Here is a 20,204-nt window from a genome sequence, read left to right on the forward strand (position 1 = left end):
TTACGGATTAACCGCTACAGATGTATCTGATTTACTCGCACTGCCAGCTCCTGAACTGACCGTTACTTTAGCCCCGTTACTCAAGTTTAGCTGACCATTTATAACGACGGGTTCGCCCTGTTTCAGACCTTCCAATACCTGATACTGATCGCCGTTGTCGTAGCCAAGCCGGATTTTGCGCAACCGGGCAACATTGTTCTGTACCACATACACACTGGCACTGTCGGCACCGCCAACCAACGCCCGGCGTGGGATGAACAAACCGGCAATGCCTTGTTTGAACGTAAAGTTGGCGTTAGCCAGTGTCCCCGCTTTGAGCTGGTTTTTGCTGTTATTCGTCAGGTAAAGTTCAACCGGGTAGTTGTGCAGCGCATCGCCTTTGGGGCTGATGTAATGCACCGTTCCGGAGAAGGTTACGCCCGGAAAAGCCTGAGCTGTAATGCTGGCCCTGTCGCCGAGTTTGAGTTGGTAAACGGCCTGCTCCGGCACATTGACGACCAGTTTCAAATCCTGTAGGTTGATTACCGATGCCAGCACGGCCCCAACCGCCACGTATTCGCCATTTTCAACTTTCTTGTCATACACATACCCGCTGATGGGTGAAACAACGGCTCCGTTGCCCAGCACCCGCTGCTGTTGTTTCTCGTTGAGCAACGCCGTAGTATATTGGTCTTTATATTTCTGGTAGGTTTCCTGCGTCACGGCCCCGCCTTTGAGCAGCCGCTCGTAGCGTTCCATTTCGCGTTTGGCGTTTTCTACGGCTGTCTGGTTATTCTGAACCACAATGCCCTGAACGTCATCCTGTACATAGCCCACCTGCTGGCCCTTTTTGACGTAAGTACCCAGCACTAGTTTGAAATTCTGAAGTTTTCCCCGTGTTTCGGCAATGATATCGCCTTCATTCTGGGCGGCAACGGTACCCAGCAACGACAGGCTTTGGTCCAGACGCTCGTACGAAACCGGCTGTACGTCGACAACGGGCGTTGTCTGGAATTGGACGGACGACGTTTTGGCCGCGTCAATATCTTTTTTGTTGTTGATCAATCGGAAAGCAATCAGCGCGATCAGGGCAGCTACCGCTCCAATGATTAATAGTCGTTTCATGGTAACTGGTTTATTTTTGAGTGACGTATTGAAGGATAGTTCCCTGTGAATTTTCGTAGTCTAACCGGGACTGATACAGACTAATAAGCTTATTTGCCAAATTGTTCTGCGCCGTTGTCAGGGCGTCTTTGGCATCGATCAGCGTGACGGAGGTAGCAATCCCTTCCCGGTATTCAAGTTCGGTAACGGACAGGATTTTGCGCGCCAGTTCGATGTTGTCGCGTTCGCGCTGGATCTCGGTGGCCAGATTTTGATAGCTAACCTGGGCGTTACTCAAATCCAATTGAGCCGACTCTCGGCTCAGGATCTGCTGAAGCCGCAGTGTTTCGAGATTCAGGCGGTTTTCCTTGTCCCGGTACCGGCGCTGGTTCCCGTCGAAGGGCGTCCAGTTGAGGGTTAGGCCAATGGTTGAGCTTTTAAACCACGGCAGACTGCCATCGAAAAAGCTGAACGTTTGTCGCTGGGCGTTGGTGGCGTAGGTGCCGTAGAGGCCCAGGGATGGATAATAGCCCCGATTGTTTGACTGGCGATTGAGATCCTGCAACTGGGTATTCAGGACCAATTGCCGAAAATCGGGCCGGTTCTCGAAAAAACGACTGTTGGCCATTGGTAGCTCATTTACCGCTAACTCCTTCTCAACCTCCAGTGGCTGAATCGCCAGTGTTTCGCTGAGGGGCATTCCCATCTGAAATTTCAGTTGGTTGATGGCCTGTTCATAATTTCGGTTTGCCTGTTCCAGCTGCGACTGTAAGTTGTTGCGGTTTAACTGGATGCGCCCAAAGTCAATCTCGCGGGTTGTACCGTTCTTCAACCGAACCTGTTCCTGCTGCAACAGCGTATCGGACGAATTCAGGTTACGAATGGTCAGGCGTTTCTGTAGATCAATGACCAATGTCTGGTAATATGCGCGGGCAATGTTGTAAGCCTGTGTCTGTTCGGCCTGTAGCGTGGCCTGTGCCTGCACCTGGGTCGAAATTTTAGCCGCTTTCAGGGCCAGTCCAAACGAGGGGTCGAAGAGTTTCTGATCGACTCGCCCGGTTAGCGTGGAGCTATACTGCGTACCAAATTGAACCGGCAAAAAGGTGCCGGGTTGACCAAAGAACTCGCCGGGCAACAACTGCACCGGAATTTTGACGTTGTCCAGCACCGACCCTGATACCGAAACCTGTGGCAGGTTTCGCCCGATTACCTGCTGGGTTTGGGCGAGTGATATCTGCTCGTTGACCCGGGCAATTTTGATACTGGGGTTGTTCGCCCGTGCGTACTCAACACACTGAGCCAGTGTATAACCGCCCGGTGGTGCCGTCTGTGCGCTGGCCAGGGTGGTTAGTACGCTTAGGGTCAGCAGCAATAGCATCCGTACAGGTTGCTTTATACCTTTCATTCTGTTTGCAAATCTAGATATAGTGAAAATGGACTTATAAGCTTCGAATAAATCGGCGGATGGCCCGCTCGAATAGTTGTTCTGGTTGTTTAAAGAGGGCTACCATTTTCGGGTCGTGTACGTCTTCAAGAAGTTTGGCGCCCTGCTGCGGCTGAATGCTGGTAATCAGGTTTATGTATCCCTGCATGAGGCAAAACCAGTTGAAAATCACTTCGCCAATCGTCTCTGTGTCGTGGCTAACGGCGTTGAAAAGACTTTCAATTTTCTCTTTAGCCTCCTGCATCCCTTCGCGAACCATATGTCGTTGTTGCTCCATGCGTTCCGGGTTGTGCATCAGCCGATACACTTCGGGCTGCTCATGGGCAAATGCCCACTGGCGCATCGATAGCCGGACAATCTTCTCCTCCGGATTCAGGTCCATTTCCAGAATGGCATCAAACACCCTGCGATTCTCAAGATGCCCTTCCCTGACAATGTTGAGGAGCACATCTTCTTTATTCTCGAAATGTTCATATACAATCGGGGGCGTATAGTCGATGGCATCGGCTATACTCCGGATCGTGACGGCACTCCAGTCTTTCTCGCGGGCGATCTGACGGGCAGCATCTAAAATTCGCTGTCGAACCTCGGCTTTCTGTCGCGTACGACGGTCAGTTGCGCTCATTTTCTAACATCTTTCAAATTATCTAACAAAGGTAGATTTTATTTGTTTCGTGAAAAACAGATTTTTTGAAGAAAGATGTAAATGGCTGTATATAAACGCAGAAAGGCTATAATGTTCCATTGAACGTTATAGCCTTTCTTTAAATTTTACTAAAATAGTTCTCTTGTTACGGATACTATTTCCAGTCGCAATCGGGTGATAACCACTCCTGACCTGGATCAATAGGGGCACCGTCTGGCGGAGCAGGGGTAGCGGCTACCGGAATAGACGATGGGTTGGTCTCGTACTGGGAGATCAGCCAGTATAAATAGTCGCCGGTGGCACCCGGCGAGGTTTCCGTTGAAATCGAGTTCCTGGCGGGCAGATTGATGGATGGTTTACCCGCGTATTGACTTTTGATACGCATGATGCCTTCGTGAGCTGATGCCCGCACGGCACCATCCAGGTCTTTATCCACAGCTAACTGCATCAGACTTTCCAGTACTTTCCGTTGCAGCATCCGACGAATAGCACCGGTATACGTAAGGTCTTTAAGCATCTGGCGGTAGGAAGCACCACTGCGGAAGGTCGTTGTAATCAACTGATCGATGACCTGGTCTAGACTGGGCAACGTACCATTGACAATCGACTGCTGACTGGCTAAGCGGGCGCAGCGTTCGGGGTTTAATAACATCCGAAGGGTCATGCCCGCAGCCGCTTCGGGCGGTCCCATTGGGTCGAACGTAATACCGGTCCGACGCTTGAAAACTTCCCTCGGATTGGGGTCGTACCGAAAGGGGCGGGGGGGAATCATTGCTAACACCGGCGCTGGAACGGCCAGAAAAGCCGGGTCGATGGTAGCCATCAGCGCATCTATTGCCCGTTTCTGCTCTGCTGCCGGAACCGCTGATAGCACCGGCTGGCCATCGCCCCGCAGGGCATTGGTGTACGTTTGTCCGCCCACCACCTTAGCCGCCGATTCGACCTGATACCGGTGGAACATGTACATGGGAACGAACACTTCTTCCAGTGTCGCCATCGGCGCATTGACCGGAATCTTTTTCTCCGAGAAATTAGCCAGGGCTATCCGCCGAACGTCCGACACCCGCTTCAATTCATCGACGGCATTAGCGCCATTGTCCCAGAGGTGTGTGCCGGGGTGCGACGATCCTTCGGGCCGGGCGTCCTGATCGGTCAGGAAGGTTAGTCCCGCTTTATGCATGTCGGTTACTACTTTTTCCAGCGCCTGTTTTTCGTCGGCTCCGGCCGGAAACTGTTCGTAGCCGTAGCGGATGCTCCACTTGTCGTAATCGCCGATCCCTTTGGCGTACGCGTCCGACAAATCAATGCTGGCCCCTTTGATTTTGGCCACCATCGTTGGGTAATCCATCACCGACGCCCGATTCTGGGTACTGGCGATGTAGTTGTGCGGTAACCCAAGGGTATGCCCAACCTCATGTGCGGCCAGTTGCCGGAGCCGGTCGAGCGACATTTGAAGCATGGGGTCGGCGTTGGGACTGGCTGCACTGGCAAAATCACCCACCAGGCCCTGTGCGATCAGGTAATCCTGCCGAACCCGTAAGGAGCCAAGCGTAACTTTCCCTTTAATAATTTCGCCGGTACGAGGATCGATGATACTGCCACCGTACGACCAGCCCCGCGTAGAGCGGTGAACCCACTGCACCAGATTATAGCGGACATCCATCGGGTCGGCATCGGCGGGCAGCAGCTTTACCTGAAAAGCATCTTTGTAGCCAGCCGCTTCAAACGCCTGATTCCACCAGGCCGTCCCTTCCATCAGCGCCGAGCGAATGGGTTCCGGCGTGCCGGGGTCAAGGTAATACACAATGGGTTTCACCGCTTCGCTGACAGCCGCCGACGGGTCTTTTTTCTCCAGCCGGTGCCGGGAAATGTATCGTTTCATGATTGGCTGGCTTACCGGAGTGGCGTAGTCGAAATACTCGATGCCGCCGTACCCAATGCGGGGATCGAACAGACGGGGCTTGTAGTTGGCATCGGGAAGCTGCACGAACGAATGGTGCTGGTGCATGGTCACGGCCGATGGCGTTGGAACTACTTCACGCAGGTAAGAACCCGGATTATCGCCTGTGAGGGTAATGATGGTTTCGAACTCGGTATTTTGCGGGAAAGCTTTTGTTCGTGGCAAATACATCGAACTGCGGGCCGGATCGAACCGGAAAGTCCCCTGCTTGGTACGGGCAATAGCCTGAACGGCACCCACGGCATCCTGCATCAGGAACGGCGTCAGGTCAACTAACACCTTGCCATTTTCTTCGGCCATAATGTCGAAGCCCGCATGAACGGATGTCGCGAAGGACTCTTCAACCGCCCGGCGCTCAAGTTGATCGGAAGTGATGGCCCGGTATGCGTAGTTGGGTTCGATCAACAAAACTTTAGGGCCGGTGCGCTGAAACTTTACAATATGTTCCTGACCCAAACGGCCCCGGTCGAGCCCAATGTCGTTGGAGCCAACGCCCTGCGCCAGCGTTGGGTAGTACAGAAACTCGGTATCGAACGAGGAAATTTCGAGCCATACTTTCCCTTTTTTCGCATCCCAATAATAGGTCATAAAACCGGAATTGCGTTCCATGCCATTGGTAAAGGTGGCGATGTTTGCCGATGTGCCGGTTGTACTGGTTGGCTGGGCTGTGAGCAGGAAAGGAACAGTTAGGAATAAATAAAGAAGGGAGAGTACCTTTTTGTGCATATTGACGTGAGGTTGTAATTCACAGCCAAGTTACGGTAAAAGCGTGTATTGGCAGTAGATACACGCATAAAAGGATAGCCCGTCAATACTTTCTGTTGTATTGACGGGCTATCCTGATACTTTATAAAACCGTAACGCTACCGCAACCGGTCTGATCCGCGTACCAGTTTTTCGTCCCGCCGGATAAATCGGTTGGCTAGTGCGTTAAATAGCAGAGCACCCACAATGGCATAGAAGCCGGTTAGGAACGTACCCTGGTCAGACGGGTTACCAAATTCTTTACCCGCGTATAAGGTCCGGTAAAGTATGATACCCATTATGGATGTTAACATCAGTGCGTTTACTGCACACAAAGCTGTTTGAGTAAGCCGGTTTTTAAACTGAAAGATAGCGTACAGAGAAGATAAAGCCACCAACCCGATTAATAAGCCTAAATACCAGACGGATACCTCGAAAGTAACGGGAATTGATTGCGACGGGACGCCTGCCTGGGGCGCAACGGCTCGTTGTTGAGTATACTGCAGGGCCGTGAGTTTTGCCGTTTCGAGCGATTGCGTACCCATTTTTTCCCAGATAGGGTTAGAAAGTGCTATGCCCATGGCAACGACAATAAGAAACAAAAATATCGTCTGAACGCGTTGAATCATTGTTAATTTGAATGAATAATGAATAGGAGTCAGTGAGAATTAGTTAGTGCCACCCCAAAGCGTGATTTGTACATAAGTCACTTTGCCGATGGCTATGTCCCAATAGTCACCACTGAATTAGACACAAAAGTAGGCCAAAAACGACAGATAATGAAAGCAGATATTCGCCTGATGATAACCGCCGACGGTTCGCACACGGCCGTTAATCAGGTGTTCGGCAAGCCATACCATTCCATTCATGGTGCCTATCAGGAATCGCAACGCGTTTATATTGAGCTGGGCTTGCTGGCGGCCTTCAATAAATTTCCTGAAACTGACCTGCATGTCTTTGAAATGGGCTTCGGTACGGGCCTGAATGCATTGCTAACGGCCCGCGAAGCACAAATTCATCAACGGCGGGTAGTTTACTCGGCGATCGACGCCTATCCAATGGCGATCGACGACGCCCGCCAGCTTAATTACGATGCGTTTTTTGGCACCTCTTACCTTTCTAAACTTCATGAATCGCCCTGGAATGAGCGGGTTGCCGTAGACACTTATTTCACACTAACTAAACATGAGGGAAACGTACAGGAACTTGACACTACCGAACGGTTTCATGTCATCTATTTTGATGCATTTGCACCAACGGCCCAGCCCGAGCTCTGGGAACCGGAAGTCTTCGAAAAAATGGCCCGTTTATTGCTACCGGGTGGTATGTTAACGACCTATTGTTCGCGGAGTTATGTGCAGCGGAACATGCGCTCCGCCGGGCTTACCGTGGAGAAACATTCCGGACCACTGCACAAACGGGACGTTATCCGAGCCGTAAAAATGGATTAAGTGGACAGTATTTTACGGCCACCCAACTCGTTCTGAAACCCTTTGCCGGCCTTGCCGTTAAAAGGACTCCTTTTTGCTAATTTTATGAACCCCCGTACGTTATTCACTAAACTAACAACAGCCCCAATGAATCGTCTGCTTCTCTTTTTCGCGGCTTTCGTTCTGCTCACGATCAGTGCATTTCGAACCAACTTGCCCATTGAGCCGGTCATAAACACTACTTCTGCCGAAGCCAAACACATTAAATGGCTGACGGTTCAGGAAGCTTACGTCCTGACGCAGAAGAAACCGAAGAAATTTGTGGTAGACGTATATACCGACTGGTGCGGCTGGTGTAAGGTAATGGATCGGGAAACCTTCTCGAAACCCGCTATCGTCGACTATGTAAACGAGAATTACTACGCCGTTCGGTTCAATGCCGAGCAAACGGCCGATGTAACACTGGGCAAACAAACCTTCAAGTACATCAGCGGTGGGAGCCGGGGTGTTCATGAATTGGCCGCTGCGTTACTGAAAAACCAGATGAGTTACCCGACGACTGTGTTTCTGGACGAAAAGTTTAATCTGATTCAGCCTATCGCTGGCTATCTGGAGCCAAGAACGTTCCACCAGATCATCACCTACTTCGGGAAGAACTACCACCAGAAAGAACCATTCGATCAGTATAAAACAGGGTCATATAAAGAATTTCAAGCGTCGCTCTCAGCGGACAAATAAGCATATACCTGATAGGAACGCGGATTGAACGGATTAAGCGGAGTAGAACGGATTTATCTGTTTTTATCCGCTTAATCCGTTCAATCCGCGTTCCTATTTTTAGTTAAATTTGTATCCTTTCATCAACCCCAACTGTCAATACAATGACAAGACGAGTAAGTTTTATAGTGACGGGTGCCCTGGCCGTTGCGTTTATGGCCGCTGGTCCCCGAAAATTTATTGATCCTCAAAACATGGATTTGTCAGTGAAGCCCGGCGATAACTTCTATCAGTATGCCAATGGGAACTGGCTTCGTCAAAATGCTATTCCGGCTTCTAAAACCGCATGGGGCAGTTTCAATGAACTTCGGGATAAGAGTCTGGATGCCATGAAAACCTTGCTTGAAGATGCTGCCAAGACTACAACAAAAGGTCGGCTGTATCAAATGGTGGGCGACTATTACATGAGTGGTATGGACAGCCTGACGATCGAGAAGCGTGGGTTTGATCCAATTAAACCAGAACTGGCACGCATTGAAAAAGTCAATAACAAAGCGGCTTTCATAGATGAACTGGCGTACCAGCGTACGCAGAGCAATGGTATGCTATTTGGCTTCTTCGTAACCCAGGACCGTAAAAACGTTTCCAAATATTTACCCCAGTTCAGCCAGGGAGGTACCACGCTGCCCGACCGTGATTACTATTTGAAAGATGATGCGCGTAGTGTAAAAATTCGGGATGCATACCGGGATAACCTGACCAAAATGTTCGGTTTGATTGGTGAAGAGCCAACCCAGGCATCGCAGGATGCCGATGTGGTTATGCGGGTAGAAACGGCACTGGCCAAAGCCCAGATGCCCCGCGTAGAGATGCGTGATCCTTATAAAACGTATAATAAACTTACGGTTGCCGATTTCAGTAAACTGACACCCGGCATGAACTGGGCCGATCAACTGACCAAGTTTGGTGCCAAAGGGCAGGATACCGTGTTGGTTCAAAGCCCGGCGTTTTTCCGCTCGCTGGATAGCCTGGTAACTGCTACGCCTATCGAAGACCTGCGCACCTACATGCGGTGGAATATCCTGAAAGGTGCCGCTCCGTTCCTGAGCGATGCGTTCGTGAAGCAGAACTTTGCCTTTTCAAAAGTACTGACCGGCCAAAAGGAGCAGACGCCCCGCTGGCAGCGAGTGAGTGGTCTCATTGATAACTCGCTCGGTGATTTGCTGGGTCAACTGTACGTACAACGGTACTTCAAACCCGAAGCTAAACAGCGCATGCTGACATTGGTTGGTAACCTCGAAGATTCGTACAAAGAACACATTAAAAACCTCGACTGGATGAGCGAGGATACCAAGAAGAAAGCACTTGCCAAGTTAATTTCCTTCAAACGGAAAATCGGGTATCCTGATAAATGGAAGAACTACGATGGGGTTACCATTGCCCGCAACGATTATTACGGCAACGTGAAGTCGGCCAGTAAATGGTCGTACAACTACATGATCAACCGCCTGGGCAAGCCCGTCGACCGGACCGAGTGGGGCATGACACCGCCAACGGTAAACGCTTATTATAATCCCGTTAACAACGAAATCGCTTTCCCGGCCGCTATTCTGCAATTTCCATTCTATGATTTCGATGCGGACGATGCGATCAATTACGGTGGTATTGGCGCCGTAATCGGTCATGAAATGACGCATGGGTTCGACGATTCAGGTCGTCAGTACGATGCTGACGGGACATTGCGCGACTGGTGGACCAAAACCGACGCCGATAACTTCAAGAAACGGGCCGATCAGGTAAAAGAGCAGTTCTTTGGCTTTAAAGTGCTGGATTCCATCAAAGTAAATGGCCAGCTAACCCTCGGCGAAAACCTCGCCGATTTGGGAGGGCTAGCCATTGCGTACGATGCCTTTAAAAAGACCGCACAGGGCAAAACGAGCGGTAAAAAGAGCATGATTGATGGCTTTACACCAGATCAGCGGTTCTTCCTGTCTTGGGCGCAGGTATGGCGCATCAACGTTTTACCTGAAACACAGGCGCAGCTAATCATGACCGACCCGCACGCACCGAACTTATACCGGTGTAATGGTCCTGTGTCGAATATCAACGCCTGGTATCAGGCCTTTAATGTTCAACCGGGCGACAAGATGTACAAAAAGCCGGAAGACCGAATTAAAGTTTGGTAAACTAAAAAGGCTTGAACAGCCAGAACCTGTTCGAGCCTTTTCTAAACCTTCTTTTTCTATGAAGACACCCTTACTCTTGACGGCCTTGGTGCTTATTAGCTTAGCCTGCAAAACCAAGCCAAAGCAGGAAGCTCAGACCACTTCGACTACGGCGGTAGAAGACAGTGCCGCTGCACTGGCAAAACGCCCAACGGATAATACACCCCGCTCGGCGGCCGATCGATTGGTGAGAGCTCTTTATTTTGAGCACAACAAAACGGAAAATCCCATGCGCGAGACAAAAGATCGTGCGTTGATCGAACAATTTTTTGCGAAATCTACGGCCGAACTTATCTGGAACGACGCTCAGAAATCAACGGGAAAACTAAATAGAAAAAAAATAAATGGCCTATATAATGTCCCTGATGAGGCCATAAAAAAGACCTGGGTACTACCTGCTGTTGTTGGAGGAACACGAGCTATTGTGTACGTAACATTTGAGAACAAGGCTAAACCTGAGGAAATTAAGGTGGAAATGCAGCAAACGGCAGGCCGGTGGCGGATCACGGATATGCGCTATCCTGACGGGACCTTGTTGACCCAACTGGTTCAATAATATTTAACATTCTGTAAATTATTTTTAGAGCATCTGTTGACAACACCGTAAAATCGTGTAATTTTGCAACTCCAAACCGGAAACGGGGCGGAAAATGTTCTTTAACAGTGCTTTTTGGGGAGTTTCCAGAGTGGCCAAATGGATCAGACTGTAAATCTGCTGGCGTACGCCTTCGGAGGTTCGAATCCTCCACTCCCCACCCTTTAGTGAATAGTTAATTAGTAGTTAGTTGTACCAGTTACAGCTTTACTGTTAACTAATTACTAAGTAAGCGGAAGTAGCTCAATTGGTAGAGCGATAGCCTTCCAAGCTATAGGTTGCGGGTTCGAGACCCGTCTTCCGCTCAATTGGTAAAGCGGTAGCTTTAAACACGCTACAAGGTAATCGAGATCGCGCACGATTTAGGTTTACTTTCTCTTTGCTGATTCCACTGTTAGAAACAAGCCGTTATAGCTCAGCGGTAGAGCACTTCCTTGGTAAGGAAGAGGTCCGGGGTTCAAGTCCCCGTAACGGCTCAAGACTTCTTCAGGAGGTCTTTTTGACGGGGCCGCCCGTGCGGTTTTAAGCCCAAATGGCATCAGACCTCAAACGGGATGATTTCGCTGGGCCTTATTTACGTTCAGCGAATTTATTCACTAACAAATAACAGTTCACAATAGCGTTTTAAAAACATGGCAAAAGAGAATTTTGACCGCTCGAAACCGCACGTAAACATCGGTACGATTGGTCACGTTGACCACGGTAAAACGACGCTGACGGCTGCCATTACGAAAGTGCTGGCCGGAAAGGGTCTGGCCGCAATTCGGGACTTCTCCTCGATTGACAACGCTCCGGAAGAAAAAGAGCGCGGTATCACCATCAATACATCGCACGTTGAATATTCAACGGCAAACCGCCACTACGCACACGTTGACTGCCCAGGTCACGCCGACTATGTGAAAAACATGGTAACTGGTGCTGCGCAGATGGACGGTGCTATCCTTGTGGTAGCTGCAACGGATGGACCAATGCCCCAAACGCGTGAGCACATCCTGCTTGCTCGTCAGGTAGGTGTTCCTCAGCTCGTTGTGTTCATGAACAAAGTGGACATGGTGGACGATCCAGAGTTGCTCGAACTCGTTGAAATGGAAATCCGCGAACTGTTGAGCTTCTATAACTTCGACGGTGACAATATCCCGGTAATTCAAGGTTCGGCCCTTGGTGGTCTGAATGGCGATGAACAGTGGGTTAAAACCATTGAAGAGTTGATGCAGAGTGTGGATGATTTCATTCCCCTGCCTCCTCGTATGACAGAGCTTCCATTCCTTATGCCCGTAGAGGACGTATTCTCGATCACAGGTCGTGGAACCGTTGCTACCGGTCGTATCGAACGGGGTATCATCAACTCAGGCGAACAAGTTGAAATCCTGGGTATGGGTGCTGAAAACTTAAAATCAGTTGTAACGGGTGTTGAAATGTTCCGGAAAATTCTGGACCGTGGTGAAGCCGGTGATAACGTAGGTCTTCTGCTCCGTGGTATTGAAAAAACCGATATCCGTCGTGGTATGGTTATCTGTAAGCCAGGTTCTGTAACCCCACACTTGAAGTTCAAGGCTGAGGTTTACGTTCTGTCGAAAGAAGAAGGTGGTCGTCACACACCATTCTTTAACAAATACCGTCCACAGTTTTACTTCCGTACCACAGACGTAACAGGTGAGATCACTCTTCCTGCAAACGTTGAGATGGTAATGCCCGGTGATAACATCACTATCGAAGTAAGTCTGATCAACAAAATCGCTATGGAAAAAGGTCTGCGTTTCGCTATTCGCGAAGGTGGTCGTACCGTAGGCGCTGGTCAGGTAACGGAAATCCTCGACTAAGGTAAATAATTGATAACAAGTGCATTTCTTAACGGGAATGCACTTGTTTTTTTGATATTAGTTCGTACTTTTGCAGTCCAATTCGGGGCACGCCGAATAGACCAGTAACAAACGGGTGTAGTTCAAGGGTAGAATAGCGGTCTCCAAAACCGTTGATGGGAGTTCGAATCTCTCCACCCGTGCCAATCCCTTACTTTAATATGGACAAGTTTATTTCGTTTCTGAAAGCCTCCTGGGAGGAAGTTCAGCACAACGTGACTTGGCCCAAATTCAGCGATCTGCAATCCAGTTCAACGCTGGTACTGGTAGCATCGCTGATTTTTGCGCTATTGGTCGGTCTGATAGATCTGGTATTTGAGAACGGACTGAACGCGTTTTATCAGTCATTCTAAAAACAAGTCATAGGTAGTCAAGAAATGGTCAAAGATTGTCAGGAATTGTAAATCACTTCTTGACTACACTTGCCAACGTTTGACGATACTTGGCAACAAATGACAAGCAAATGAGCGGCATACAATGGTACGTCATACGGGCCGTTTCGGGACAGGAGAAGAAAATCAAATCCTATCTTGATAACGAAATTATCCGGCAGAAATTGGACGAAGTAATTCCGCAGGTTCTTATTCCGGCGGAAAAGGTATACGAAATGCGTAACGGTAAGAAGCGCGTTCGGGAAAAATCATTTTTTCCTGGCTATATCCTTATTTCGGCTGATCTGGGTAATAATCGGGCACTCGATATGATTCTGAATATGCCGGGTGTATTGGGCTTTTTGGGTAACTCTCAGGTAGGAACGACATCAAAAGTGCCCGTTCCATTACGCCAGGCCGAAGTAAATCGCATTCTGGGTAAAGTTGACGAAGAAGCGCAGGAAGTAGCTGCTCCAACCGTTGCTTACATCAAGGGCGAATCCGTTAAAGTGGTTGATGGCCCGTTTGGTGGGTTTATCGGAACAGTAGAAGAAGTATTCGACGACCGAAAGAAAGTGAACGTCGTTGTGAAAATATTTGGCCGGAATACACCGGTAGAACTCAGTTACGCGCAAGTAGAAAAGGAACTCTGATTAGTCGTCAGATTCCATGATCGGGCGTCCTATGCTTCCCTCAGAGGACAAACGATCAAAACAAGTTGGTTTACTATGAAGGAACCTGGATCGGTTATGTGACTAACTCCCAGGCAACGTAAGTTGTAGATCGTAACTCAATTACCACAATGGCAAAAGAAGTAGGTGGCTACGTAAAGCTGCAAGTCAAAGGTGGGCAAGCCAATCCCTCACCTCCGATCGGTCCGGCACTGGGTTCCAAGGGTTTAAATATCATGGAATTCTGCAAGCAATTCAACGGCCGGACGCAGGATAAAATGGGTACGGTGCTGCCAGTTTTGATCACGTATTACAAGGATAAATCCTTTGATTTCGTCATCAAGACTCCACCGGCGCCGATTCTGCTGTTGGAAGCAGCTAAGCTGAAAGGCGGATCTGCTCAACCAAACCGCAACAAAGTGGGCTCTGTAACATGGGACCAAATTCGGACAATCGCGGAAACGAAGATGCCCGATTTGAACGCCTTTACAGTAGAGTCTGCAATGAAGCAGGTGGCCGGTACGGCCCGCAGCATGGGAATCACGGTGACGGGCACAGCGCCCTTCGAGAACTAATAGACTTGCCGAAGCAAACACAGACATGGCTAAGTTAACGAAAAAACAAAAAGAAGCTCAATCGAAGTACGATGCTGCTAAAGAATACTCGCTCCAACAGGCAGCCGAGATTCTGAAGGAGATTTCGTTCACGAAATTTGACGCTTCTGTGGATATTGACGTTCGGTTGGGCGTTGACCCGCGTAAAGCCGACCAGATGGTTCGTGGTGTTGCCACGTTGCCGCATGGTACCGGTAAGACGGTTCGCGTTCTGGTGCTTTGCACCCCGGACAAGGAAAACGAAGCGAAAGAAGCTGGTGCTGATTTCGTGGGCCTGGATGATTACATTCAGAAGATCGAACAAGGCTGGACGGACATCGACGTGATTATCACGATGCCGAACGTTATGGCCAAAGTGGGTCGTCTGGGTAAAGTTCTTGGTCCACGCGGGCTGATGCCAAACCCGAAATCGGGTACGGTAACTCCCGACGTAGCAAAAGCTGTTCGTGAGGTGAAGGCTGGTAAAATCGACTTTAAAGTCGACAAAACCGGTATCATTCACACCAGTATTGGTAAAGTATCGTTTACGCCAGAAAAACTGGCCGAAAACGCGCAGGAAATCATCGCTACACTGATGCGTCTGAAGCCTTCGTCGGCCAAAGGAACGTATGTGAAAACGATCAACCTGTCGAGCACGATGAGTCCGGGAGTAACGATTGATAAAGGCACAGTAGCCGGAATTTAAGCCATGAAGCGCGAGGACAAAGGAGCAATTATTGAGGAATTAACTGGAAAGTTCCAGTCGACTCCCTTCTTCTACATCACGGAAGCCAATGGCATGACGGTTGCTGAAACAAACAACCTCCGTCGGATGTGTTTTGAGCGGGGTATTGAGTACAGGGTGGTGAAGAATAGCTTCATCAAGAAAGCACTCGAAACCCTCGATACGGATTATACACCGTTCAACGATACGGTGCTGCATGGCCAGTCGGCAGTGATGTTTCACGCAGACAACGGCAAAGCACCGGCTAAGCTTATCAAGGAGTTCCGTAGAACGAACGACAAGCTGCAATTGAAGGCTGCTTCTATTGATTATAGCCTATTTATTGGTGCTGACCAACTCGACACGCTCATCGCACTGAAGAGCAAAGAAGAGCTGATCGGCGAAATCATCGGCCTGTTGCAGTCGCCTGCGAAAAACGTCATCTCGGCGTTGCAAAGTGGTGGCAACAAATTGGCCGGTATCCTCAAAACGCTGTCGGAGCGCGAGGAAGCAGCTTAATTTTTCCGACAATATTTTTTCACAATTGTATCACAATCAAATAAAAGAAATACGACAATGGCAGATTTGAAAGCGTTCGCGGAGCAGCTTGTAAGCCTGACAGTTAAAGAAGTTAACGAACTGGCTACCATCCTGAAAGATGAGTATGGTATCGAACCGGCTGCAGCCGCTCCCGTGATGGTAGCTGGTGGCGGTGCAGGTGCAGGTGATGCTGCTCCAGCCGTTGCTGAGAAAACCTCGTTCGACGTTGTTCTGAAGTCGGCTGGTGCTGCTAAACTGGCTGTAGTTAAATTGGTAAAAGACCTGACGGGTCTGGGTCTGAAAGAAGCTAAAGAATTGGTCGACACAGCGCCGAAGCCAGTTAAAGAAGGTGTAAGCAAAGACGAAGCTGACGCTCTGCGTAAGCAACTCGAAGAAGCTGGTGCTGAAGTAGAAGTTAAGTAAGCAGATAGCTCTTTCGCATATCGCTCCAGACAGGAGAGGCCAGACCAACGTCTGGTCTTTTCCTGTTTGGAGACTTTTTGTCTAAGCTCTTGCAAAAGACAAACTTATTTTTATTGCCTTATGTTGTCTATTTACGCTCCTTGGGTCGGGTGACACCCGGAGCCTGAATAGCCGCTTAGTCCGAGTGCCGTGGCAAATCTTCGCAACGCACTCATTGAGAATCGGTTACGCAACTAAACGAAGCACAATCTTGGCGACAAACGCGAAAATCAGTACACGCAAAAATTTTGCGACGATTCAGCCAGTGATTGGGTATCCAGACTTTCTGGATATTCAAGTAAAATCCTTCAAAGATTTTTTCCAGCTTGACACTCCCTCCAACCAACGGTCGGAGGAAGGCTTGTTCAAGGTATTCCAGGAAAATTTCCCCATTTCAGACTCCCGTGAAAACTTCAAGCTGGAGTTCATCGACTATCTGGTTGATCCCCCGAAATACTCGGTTGACGAGTCTATTGACCGGGGTTTGACGTATTCGGTGCCTTTGAAAGCCAAACTGCGTCTGACAAACAATGACCCCGACAACGAGGACTTTGAGACAATTGAACAGGAGGTGTTCTTAGGGAACATTCCGTATATGACCGAGAAAGGCTCGTTCGTCATTAACGGGGCCGAACGTGTGATTGTTTCTCAATTGCACCGTTCGCCAGGTGTGTTCTTTTCGATGAGTAAACACACGAATGGTACCAAGCTGTATTCAGCGCGGATTATTCCATTTAAAGGCTCATGGATTGAATTCTCGACCGACGTCAACAATGTCATGTATGCGTACATCGACCGGAAAAAGAAATTCCCGGTTACAACGCTGTTACGGGCTATTGGCTTCGGTTCGGATAAAGACATTCTGGACTTGTTCGGTTTATCAGAAGAAGTACCGGCAACGCCTGCCAACCTGAAAAAGGCCATTGGCCGTCGGTTAGCGGCTCGGGTACTGCGCACGTGGACGGAAGACTTTGTGGATGAGGATACGGGCGAAGTAGTGTCGATCAGCCGGAACGAGGTGCTCTTGGAGCGAGACTCGGCCATCTCGGCAGATGACATTGATGTAATTACGGAATCAGGTCAGAAATCAGTTATCCTGCATAAGGAAGACATGAACATGGCCGATTACAACATCATTTACAACACGCTGCAAAAAGATAGCTCTAACTCTGAAAAAGAGGCTGTGGAGCAAATCTACCGGCAGCTCCGGAACGCTGATGCACCTGACGAGCAAACCGCTCGGGAGATCATTCAAAGCTTGTTCTTCTCGGACAAGCGGTATGACCTGGGTGATGTAGGCCGTTACCGGATCAATAAAAAACTCGGTCTCGACATTTCGTCGGACATGAAAGTACTAACTACAGAAGACATTGTGTCGATTGTGAAGTACCTGATTGGTCTGATTAACTCAAAGGCCGTTGTCGATGACATTGACCACCTCAGCAACCGACGTGTTCGGACAGTAGGGGAGCAATTATATGCACAGTTTGGTGTCGGTCTGGCTCGTATGGCCCGGACGATCAAGGAACGGATGAACGTACGGGACAACGAGGATTTCAAACCCGTTGACCTGATCAATGCCCGGACACTTTCGTCGGTCATTAACTCGTTCTTCGGTACCAACCAGCTGTCGCAGTTTATGGACCAGACCAATCCGCTGGCCGAAGTGACGCACAAGCGTCGTATGTCGGCACTCGGACCCGGTGGTCTATCACGTGAGCGGGCTGGTTTCGAAGTTCGTGACGTACACTACACGCACTATGGTCGTCTGTGTACTATCGAAACCCCGGAAGGCCCCAATATCGGTCTGATTTCGTCGCTGTGTGTCTATGCTAAAATTAACAGCATGGGCTTCATCGAGACGCCATACCGGATCATTGAAAACGGAAAGGTATCGATGGATAAGCCGGTCATGTATCTGACGGCCGAAGAAGAAGATACCCACTACATTGCACAGGCCAACGCTGGCATCGACAAAAAAGGCAACTTCCAGGTAGATCGCCTGAAAGCCCGTTTTGAAGGTGACTTCCCAATGGCTGAGCCTGCCAACGTAACCTTCATGGACATTGCTCCGAACCAGATTGTGTCGGTGGCGGCTTCCATGATTCCGTTCCTTGAGCACGACGATGCTAACCGTGCCCTGATGGGTTCGAACATGCAGCGTCAGGCAGTACCACTGCTTCGTCCCGAAGCCCCAATCGTGGGTACCGGCTTGGAAGGTCGTGTGGCTGTTGACTCACGGACGCTGGTTATTGCTGAAGCCGATGGTGTTATTGAGTTTGTTGACGCGACAAAAATCATTGTTAAGTACAACCTCGACGAAGATCAGATGGCGGTTACGTTCGACGAAGATCGGAAAACGTACAACCTCATTAAATTCCGTCGGACCAACCAGGACACCTGCATCAACATTAAACCAACTGTACTGAAAGGGCAGCGGGTGAAGAAAGGCGATGTATTGTGCGAAGGCTATGCCACACAGGCTGGTGAATTGGCCCTTGGCCGGAACATGAAAGTAGCGTTCATGCCCTGGCAGGGATACAACTTTGAGGATGCTATCGTGATCTCGGAGCGCGTTGTGCGTGAAGATATCTTTACGTCGATTCACATCGAAGAGTTTGAACTGGAAGTTCGTGATACCAAACGGGGCGAAGAGGAATTAACCTCCGAAATTCCGAACGTAAGCGAAGAAACGGTTCGTAACCTCGATGAGAACGGTATCGTTCGCGTAGGTACGGAAGTGAAGGAAGGCGATATCCTGATCGGTAAGATTACACCGAAAGGCGAAAGCGATCCGACACCGGAAGAAAAACTTCTCCGTGCTATCTTCGGCGATAAAGCCGGTGATGTGAAAGATGCATCCAAAAAAGCACCGCCATCCCTCAAAGGTGTCGTGATTGATACCAAGTTGTTTGCGCGTCCGGCCAAAGAAGATCGGGGTAAGCACAAAGACGAGGTTAAAGCACTGATGAAAAAATACGGCCGTGAGTTGAATGACTTCCGTGCGCGTATGATCGAGAAACTGGTCGGCTTACTGGACGGTAAAACCAGCGCGGGCGTCAAACATAAGTTTGGCGACGAGATTGTGAGTAAAGGTGTGAAGTTCAGCCGTAAGAACATTACGGAAAACCTCTTCCCGGATCGCAATGCCTACCGCGATGAAAGCAGCTACGCTGTGCCGGAAGAAGCCAATCTGTTGTCGGACATGAACCTCGAAAGTTGGACAGACGACGAGAAAGTAAACCTGATGGTTGTCGAACTGGTGAAAAGCTATAACAATCGTCGTAGCGAAATCACGGGTCGGTTCAAGCGTGAGCGGTTTACCCTCGAAGTTGGTGACGAACTGCCAGCCGGTATCGTGAAGCTTGCCAAAGTCTATATCGCCAAGAAGCGGAAGCTGAAAGTAGGGGATAAGATGGCTGGACGTCACGGTAACAAAGGGGTGGTTGCCCGGATTGTACGTGATGAAGATATGCCGTTCCTGGAAGATGGAACGAAAGTCGACATCGTACTGAACCCGCTTGGTGTACCTTCCCGGATGAACCTCGGACAGATCTATGAAACGGTACTGGCCTGGGCTGGTCAGAAACTGGATCGGAAATATGCAACGCCAATTTTTGACGGCGCAACGGAGCAACAAGTAGCTGATGAGTTGGATGAGGCTGGTTTGCCTTCATTCGGCCGTACGTACCTCTACAACGGATTGACGGGTGATCGTTTTGACCAGCCGGTAACCGTAGGGATCATCTACATGCTTAAACTTGGCCACTTGGTCGACGATAAGATGCACGCCCGTTCGATCGGACCTTACTCGCTCATTACACAGCAGCCGCTGGGTGGTAAAGCGCAGTTTGGTGGTCAGCGTTTCGGTGAGATGGAAGTATGGGCACTGGAAGCTTTCGGTGCTTCGAACATCCTGCAGGAAATCCTGACGGTTAAATCGGATGACGTTGTTGGTCGTGCGAAGGCATACGAGGCTATCGTGAAAGGTGAGAACCTGCCGAAGCCAAACATTCCGGAGTCGTTCAACGTACTCGTTCACGAGTTGCGCGGTCTTGCACTTGAAATTACACTTGAATAATAGGAGTTAGGAGCGAGGAGTGAGGAGTGAGGAGTAATGCATCAGCAATAACTCCTTGC

17 protein-coding genes and 4 tRNA genes are annotated in these 20,204 nt (G+C 49.5%); 16 read left to right on the plus strand and 5 right to left on the minus strand.

Annotated elements, in window-relative coordinates:
- The 5 genes from CRO74_RS14070 to CRO74_RS14090 all read right to left on the minus strand — a co-directional run bounded on the left by CRO74_RS14070 (position 1) and on the right by CRO74_RS14090 (position 6,506).
- Positions 1–1,104, minus strand: a complete 1,104-nt coding sequence (locus tag CRO74_RS14070; RefSeq protein ID WP_097126684.1) for an efflux RND transporter periplasmic adaptor subunit — start codon at positions 1,102–1,104, stop codon at positions 1–3.
- A 10-nt stretch (positions 1,105–1,114) separates the two neighbouring features.
- A complete protein-coding gene (locus tag CRO74_RS14075) occupies positions 1,115–2,488 on the minus strand; it encodes a TolC family protein (RefSeq protein WP_097126685.1) in 1,374 nt (457 codons plus the stop codon).
- Positions 2,489–2,522: 34 nt separating this feature from the next.
- On the minus strand, positions 2,523–3,152 hold the full coding sequence (locus CRO74_RS14080; protein ID WP_097126686.1) for a TetR/AcrR family transcriptional regulator: 630 nt from the start codon (positions 3,150–3,152) through the stop codon (positions 2,523–2,525).
- A 175-nt stretch (positions 3,153–3,327) separates the two neighbouring features.
- A complete protein-coding gene (locus tag CRO74_RS14085) occupies positions 3,328–5,859 on the minus strand; it encodes a zinc-dependent metalloprotease (RefSeq protein ID WP_097126687.1) in 2,532 nt (843 codons plus the stop codon).
- A gap of 137 nt (positions 5,860–5,996) precedes the next feature.
- A complete protein-coding gene (locus tag CRO74_RS14090) occupies positions 5,997–6,506 on the minus strand; it encodes a DUF4293 domain-containing protein (protein WP_097126688.1) in 510 nt (169 codons plus the stop codon).
- A gap of 150 nt (positions 6,507–6,656) precedes the next feature.
- Here CRO74_RS14090 and mnmD point away from each other — a divergent pair, with 150 nt between their 5' ends.
- From mnmD to rpoB, 16 genes are all read left to right on the plus strand, one after another.
- Positions 6,657–7,328, plus strand: coding sequence for a tRNA (5-methylaminomethyl-2-thiouridine)(34)-methyltransferase MnmC2 (gene mnmD / locus CRO74_RS14095; RefSeq protein ID WP_097126689.1), 672 nt, complete (start codon positions 6,657–6,659; stop codon positions 7,326–7,328).
- A 126-nt stretch (positions 7,329–7,454) separates the two neighbouring features.
- Complete coding sequence (locus CRO74_RS14100; protein ID WP_097126690.1) at positions 7,455–8,045, plus strand: thioredoxin family protein; 591 nt, start codon at positions 7,455–7,457, stop codon at positions 8,043–8,045.
- Between the two features lie 143 nt (positions 8,046–8,188).
- Entirely contained in the window at positions 8,189–10,210 is a 2,022-nt protein-coding gene (locus CRO74_RS14105) for a M13 family metallopeptidase (RefSeq protein ID WP_097126691.1), read from the plus strand.
- Between the two features lie 58 nt (positions 10,211–10,268).
- The gene (locus CRO74_RS14110; RefSeq protein ID WP_097126692.1) at positions 10,269–10,805 is read left to right on the plus strand and encodes a hypothetical protein; all 537 of its coding nucleotides are present in this window, start codon (positions 10,269–10,271) and stop codon (positions 10,803–10,805) included.
- A gap of 116 nt (positions 10,806–10,921) precedes the next feature.
- A tRNA-Tyr gene (locus CRO74_RS14115) sits at positions 10,922–11,004 on the plus strand.
- A 72-nt stretch (positions 11,005–11,076) separates the two neighbouring features.
- Positions 11,077–11,149, plus strand: a tRNA-Gly gene (locus tag CRO74_RS14120).
- Positions 11,150–11,248: 99 nt separating this feature from the next.
- Positions 11,249–11,320: transfer RNA gene (locus tag CRO74_RS14125), tRNA-Thr, on the plus strand.
- 156 nt (positions 11,321–11,476) lie between these two features.
- Positions 11,477–12,664: an elongation factor Tu gene (tuf, locus tag CRO74_RS14130; RefSeq protein ID WP_097126693.1), complete on the plus strand. Its 1,188-nt coding sequence runs from the start codon at positions 11,477–11,479 to the stop codon at positions 12,662–12,664.
- Positions 12,665–12,775: 111 nt separating this feature from the next.
- Positions 12,776–12,849, plus strand: a tRNA-Trp gene (locus tag CRO74_RS14135).
- 15 nt (positions 12,850–12,864) lie between these two features.
- The gene (gene secE, locus CRO74_RS14140; protein WP_012928967.1) at positions 12,865–13,056 is read left to right on the plus strand and encodes a preprotein translocase subunit SecE; all 192 of its coding nucleotides are present in this window, start codon (positions 12,865–12,867) and stop codon (positions 13,054–13,056) included.
- A gap of 110 nt (positions 13,057–13,166) precedes the next feature.
- Positions 13,167–13,727, plus strand: a complete 561-nt coding sequence (gene nusG / locus CRO74_RS14145) for a transcription termination/antitermination protein NusG (RefSeq protein ID WP_097126694.1) — start codon at positions 13,167–13,169, stop codon at positions 13,725–13,727.
- A gap of 149 nt (positions 13,728–13,876) precedes the next feature.
- The gene (gene rplK / locus CRO74_RS14150; protein WP_012928965.1) at positions 13,877–14,320 is read left to right on the plus strand and encodes a 50S ribosomal protein L11; all 444 of its coding nucleotides are present in this window, start codon (positions 13,877–13,879) and stop codon (positions 14,318–14,320) included.
- 25 nt (positions 14,321–14,345) lie between these two features.
- The gene (gene rplA / locus CRO74_RS14155) at positions 14,346–15,044 is read left to right on the plus strand and encodes a 50S ribosomal protein L1 (RefSeq protein ID WP_097126695.1); all 699 of its coding nucleotides are present in this window, start codon (positions 14,346–14,348) and stop codon (positions 15,042–15,044) included.
- A 3-nt stretch (positions 15,045–15,047) separates the two neighbouring features.
- Positions 15,048–15,581, plus strand: a complete 534-nt coding sequence (rplJ, locus tag CRO74_RS14160; protein ID WP_097126696.1) for a 50S ribosomal protein L10 — start codon at positions 15,048–15,050, stop codon at positions 15,579–15,581.
- Between the two features lie 57 nt (positions 15,582–15,638).
- Entirely contained in the window at positions 15,639–16,025 is a 387-nt protein-coding gene (gene rplL / locus CRO74_RS14165) for a 50S ribosomal protein L7/L12 (RefSeq protein ID WP_012928962.1), read from the plus strand.
- Positions 16,026–16,275: 250 nt separating this feature from the next.
- Positions 16,276–20,145, plus strand: a complete 3,870-nt coding sequence (rpoB, locus tag CRO74_RS14170; protein WP_097126697.1) for a DNA-directed RNA polymerase subunit beta — start codon at positions 16,276–16,278, stop codon at positions 20,143–20,145.
- Positions 20,146–20,204 lie beyond the last annotated feature (59 nt).

The sequence above is a fragment of the Spirosoma fluviale genome (assembly GCF_900230225.1).
Taxonomy (GTDB): Bacteria; Bacteroidota; Bacteroidia; order Cytophagales; family Spirosomataceae; genus Spirosoma; species Spirosoma fluviale.

Excerpts from the sequence above, each read along its gene's own strand:
- tuf (WP_097126693.1), top strand. The coding sequence starts at position 11,477 with ATGGCAAAAGAGAATTTTGACCGCTCGAAACCGCACGTAAACATCGGT.
- CRO74_RS14070 (WP_097126684.1), bottom strand. The coding sequence starts at position 1,104 with ATGAAACGACTATTAATCATTGGAGCGGTAGCTGCCCTGATCGCGCTG.
- CRO74_RS14075 (WP_097126685.1), bottom strand. The coding sequence starts at position 2,488 with ATGAAAGGTATAAAGCAACCTGTACGGATGCTATTGCTGCTGACCCTA.
- mnmD (WP_097126689.1), top strand. The coding sequence starts at position 6,657 with ATGAAAGCAGATATTCGCCTGATGATAACCGCCGACGGTTCGCACACG.
- CRO74_RS14080 (WP_097126686.1), bottom strand. The coding sequence starts at position 3,152 with ATGAGCGCAACTGACCGTCGTACGCGACAGAAAGCCGAGGTTCGACAG.
- rplA (WP_097126695.1), top strand. The coding sequence starts at position 14,346 with ATGGCTAAGTTAACGAAAAAACAAAAAGAAGCTCAATCGAAGTACGAT.
- rplJ (WP_097126696.1), top strand. The coding sequence starts at position 15,048 with ATGAAGCGCGAGGACAAAGGAGCAATTATTGAGGAATTAACTGGAAAG.
- secE (WP_012928967.1), top strand. The coding sequence starts at position 12,865 with ATGGACAAGTTTATTTCGTTTCTGAAAGCCTCCTGGGAGGAAGTTCAG.
- CRO74_RS14100 (WP_097126690.1), top strand. The coding sequence starts at position 7,455 with ATGAATCGTCTGCTTCTCTTTTTCGCGGCTTTCGTTCTGCTCACGATC.
- rplK (WP_012928965.1), top strand. The coding sequence starts at position 13,877 with ATGGCAAAAGAAGTAGGTGGCTACGTAAAGCTGCAAGTCAAAGGTGGG.
- CRO74_RS14110 (WP_097126692.1), top strand. The coding sequence starts at position 10,269 with ATGAAGACACCCTTACTCTTGACGGCCTTGGTGCTTATTAGCTTAGCC.
- CRO74_RS14090 (WP_097126688.1), bottom strand. The coding sequence starts at position 6,506 with ATGATTCAACGCGTTCAGACGATATTTTTGTTTCTTATTGTCGTTGCC.
- CRO74_RS14085 (WP_097126687.1), bottom strand. The coding sequence starts at position 5,859 with ATGCACAAAAAGGTACTCTCCCTTCTTTATTTATTCCTAACTGTTCCT.
- CRO74_RS14105 (WP_097126691.1), top strand. The coding sequence starts at position 8,189 with ATGACAAGACGAGTAAGTTTTATAGTGACGGGTGCCCTGGCCGTTGCG.
- nusG (WP_097126694.1), top strand. The coding sequence starts at position 13,167 with ATGAGCGGCATACAATGGTACGTCATACGGGCCGTTTCGGGACAGGAG.
- rplL (WP_012928962.1), top strand. The coding sequence starts at position 15,639 with ATGGCAGATTTGAAAGCGTTCGCGGAGCAGCTTGTAAGCCTGACAGTT.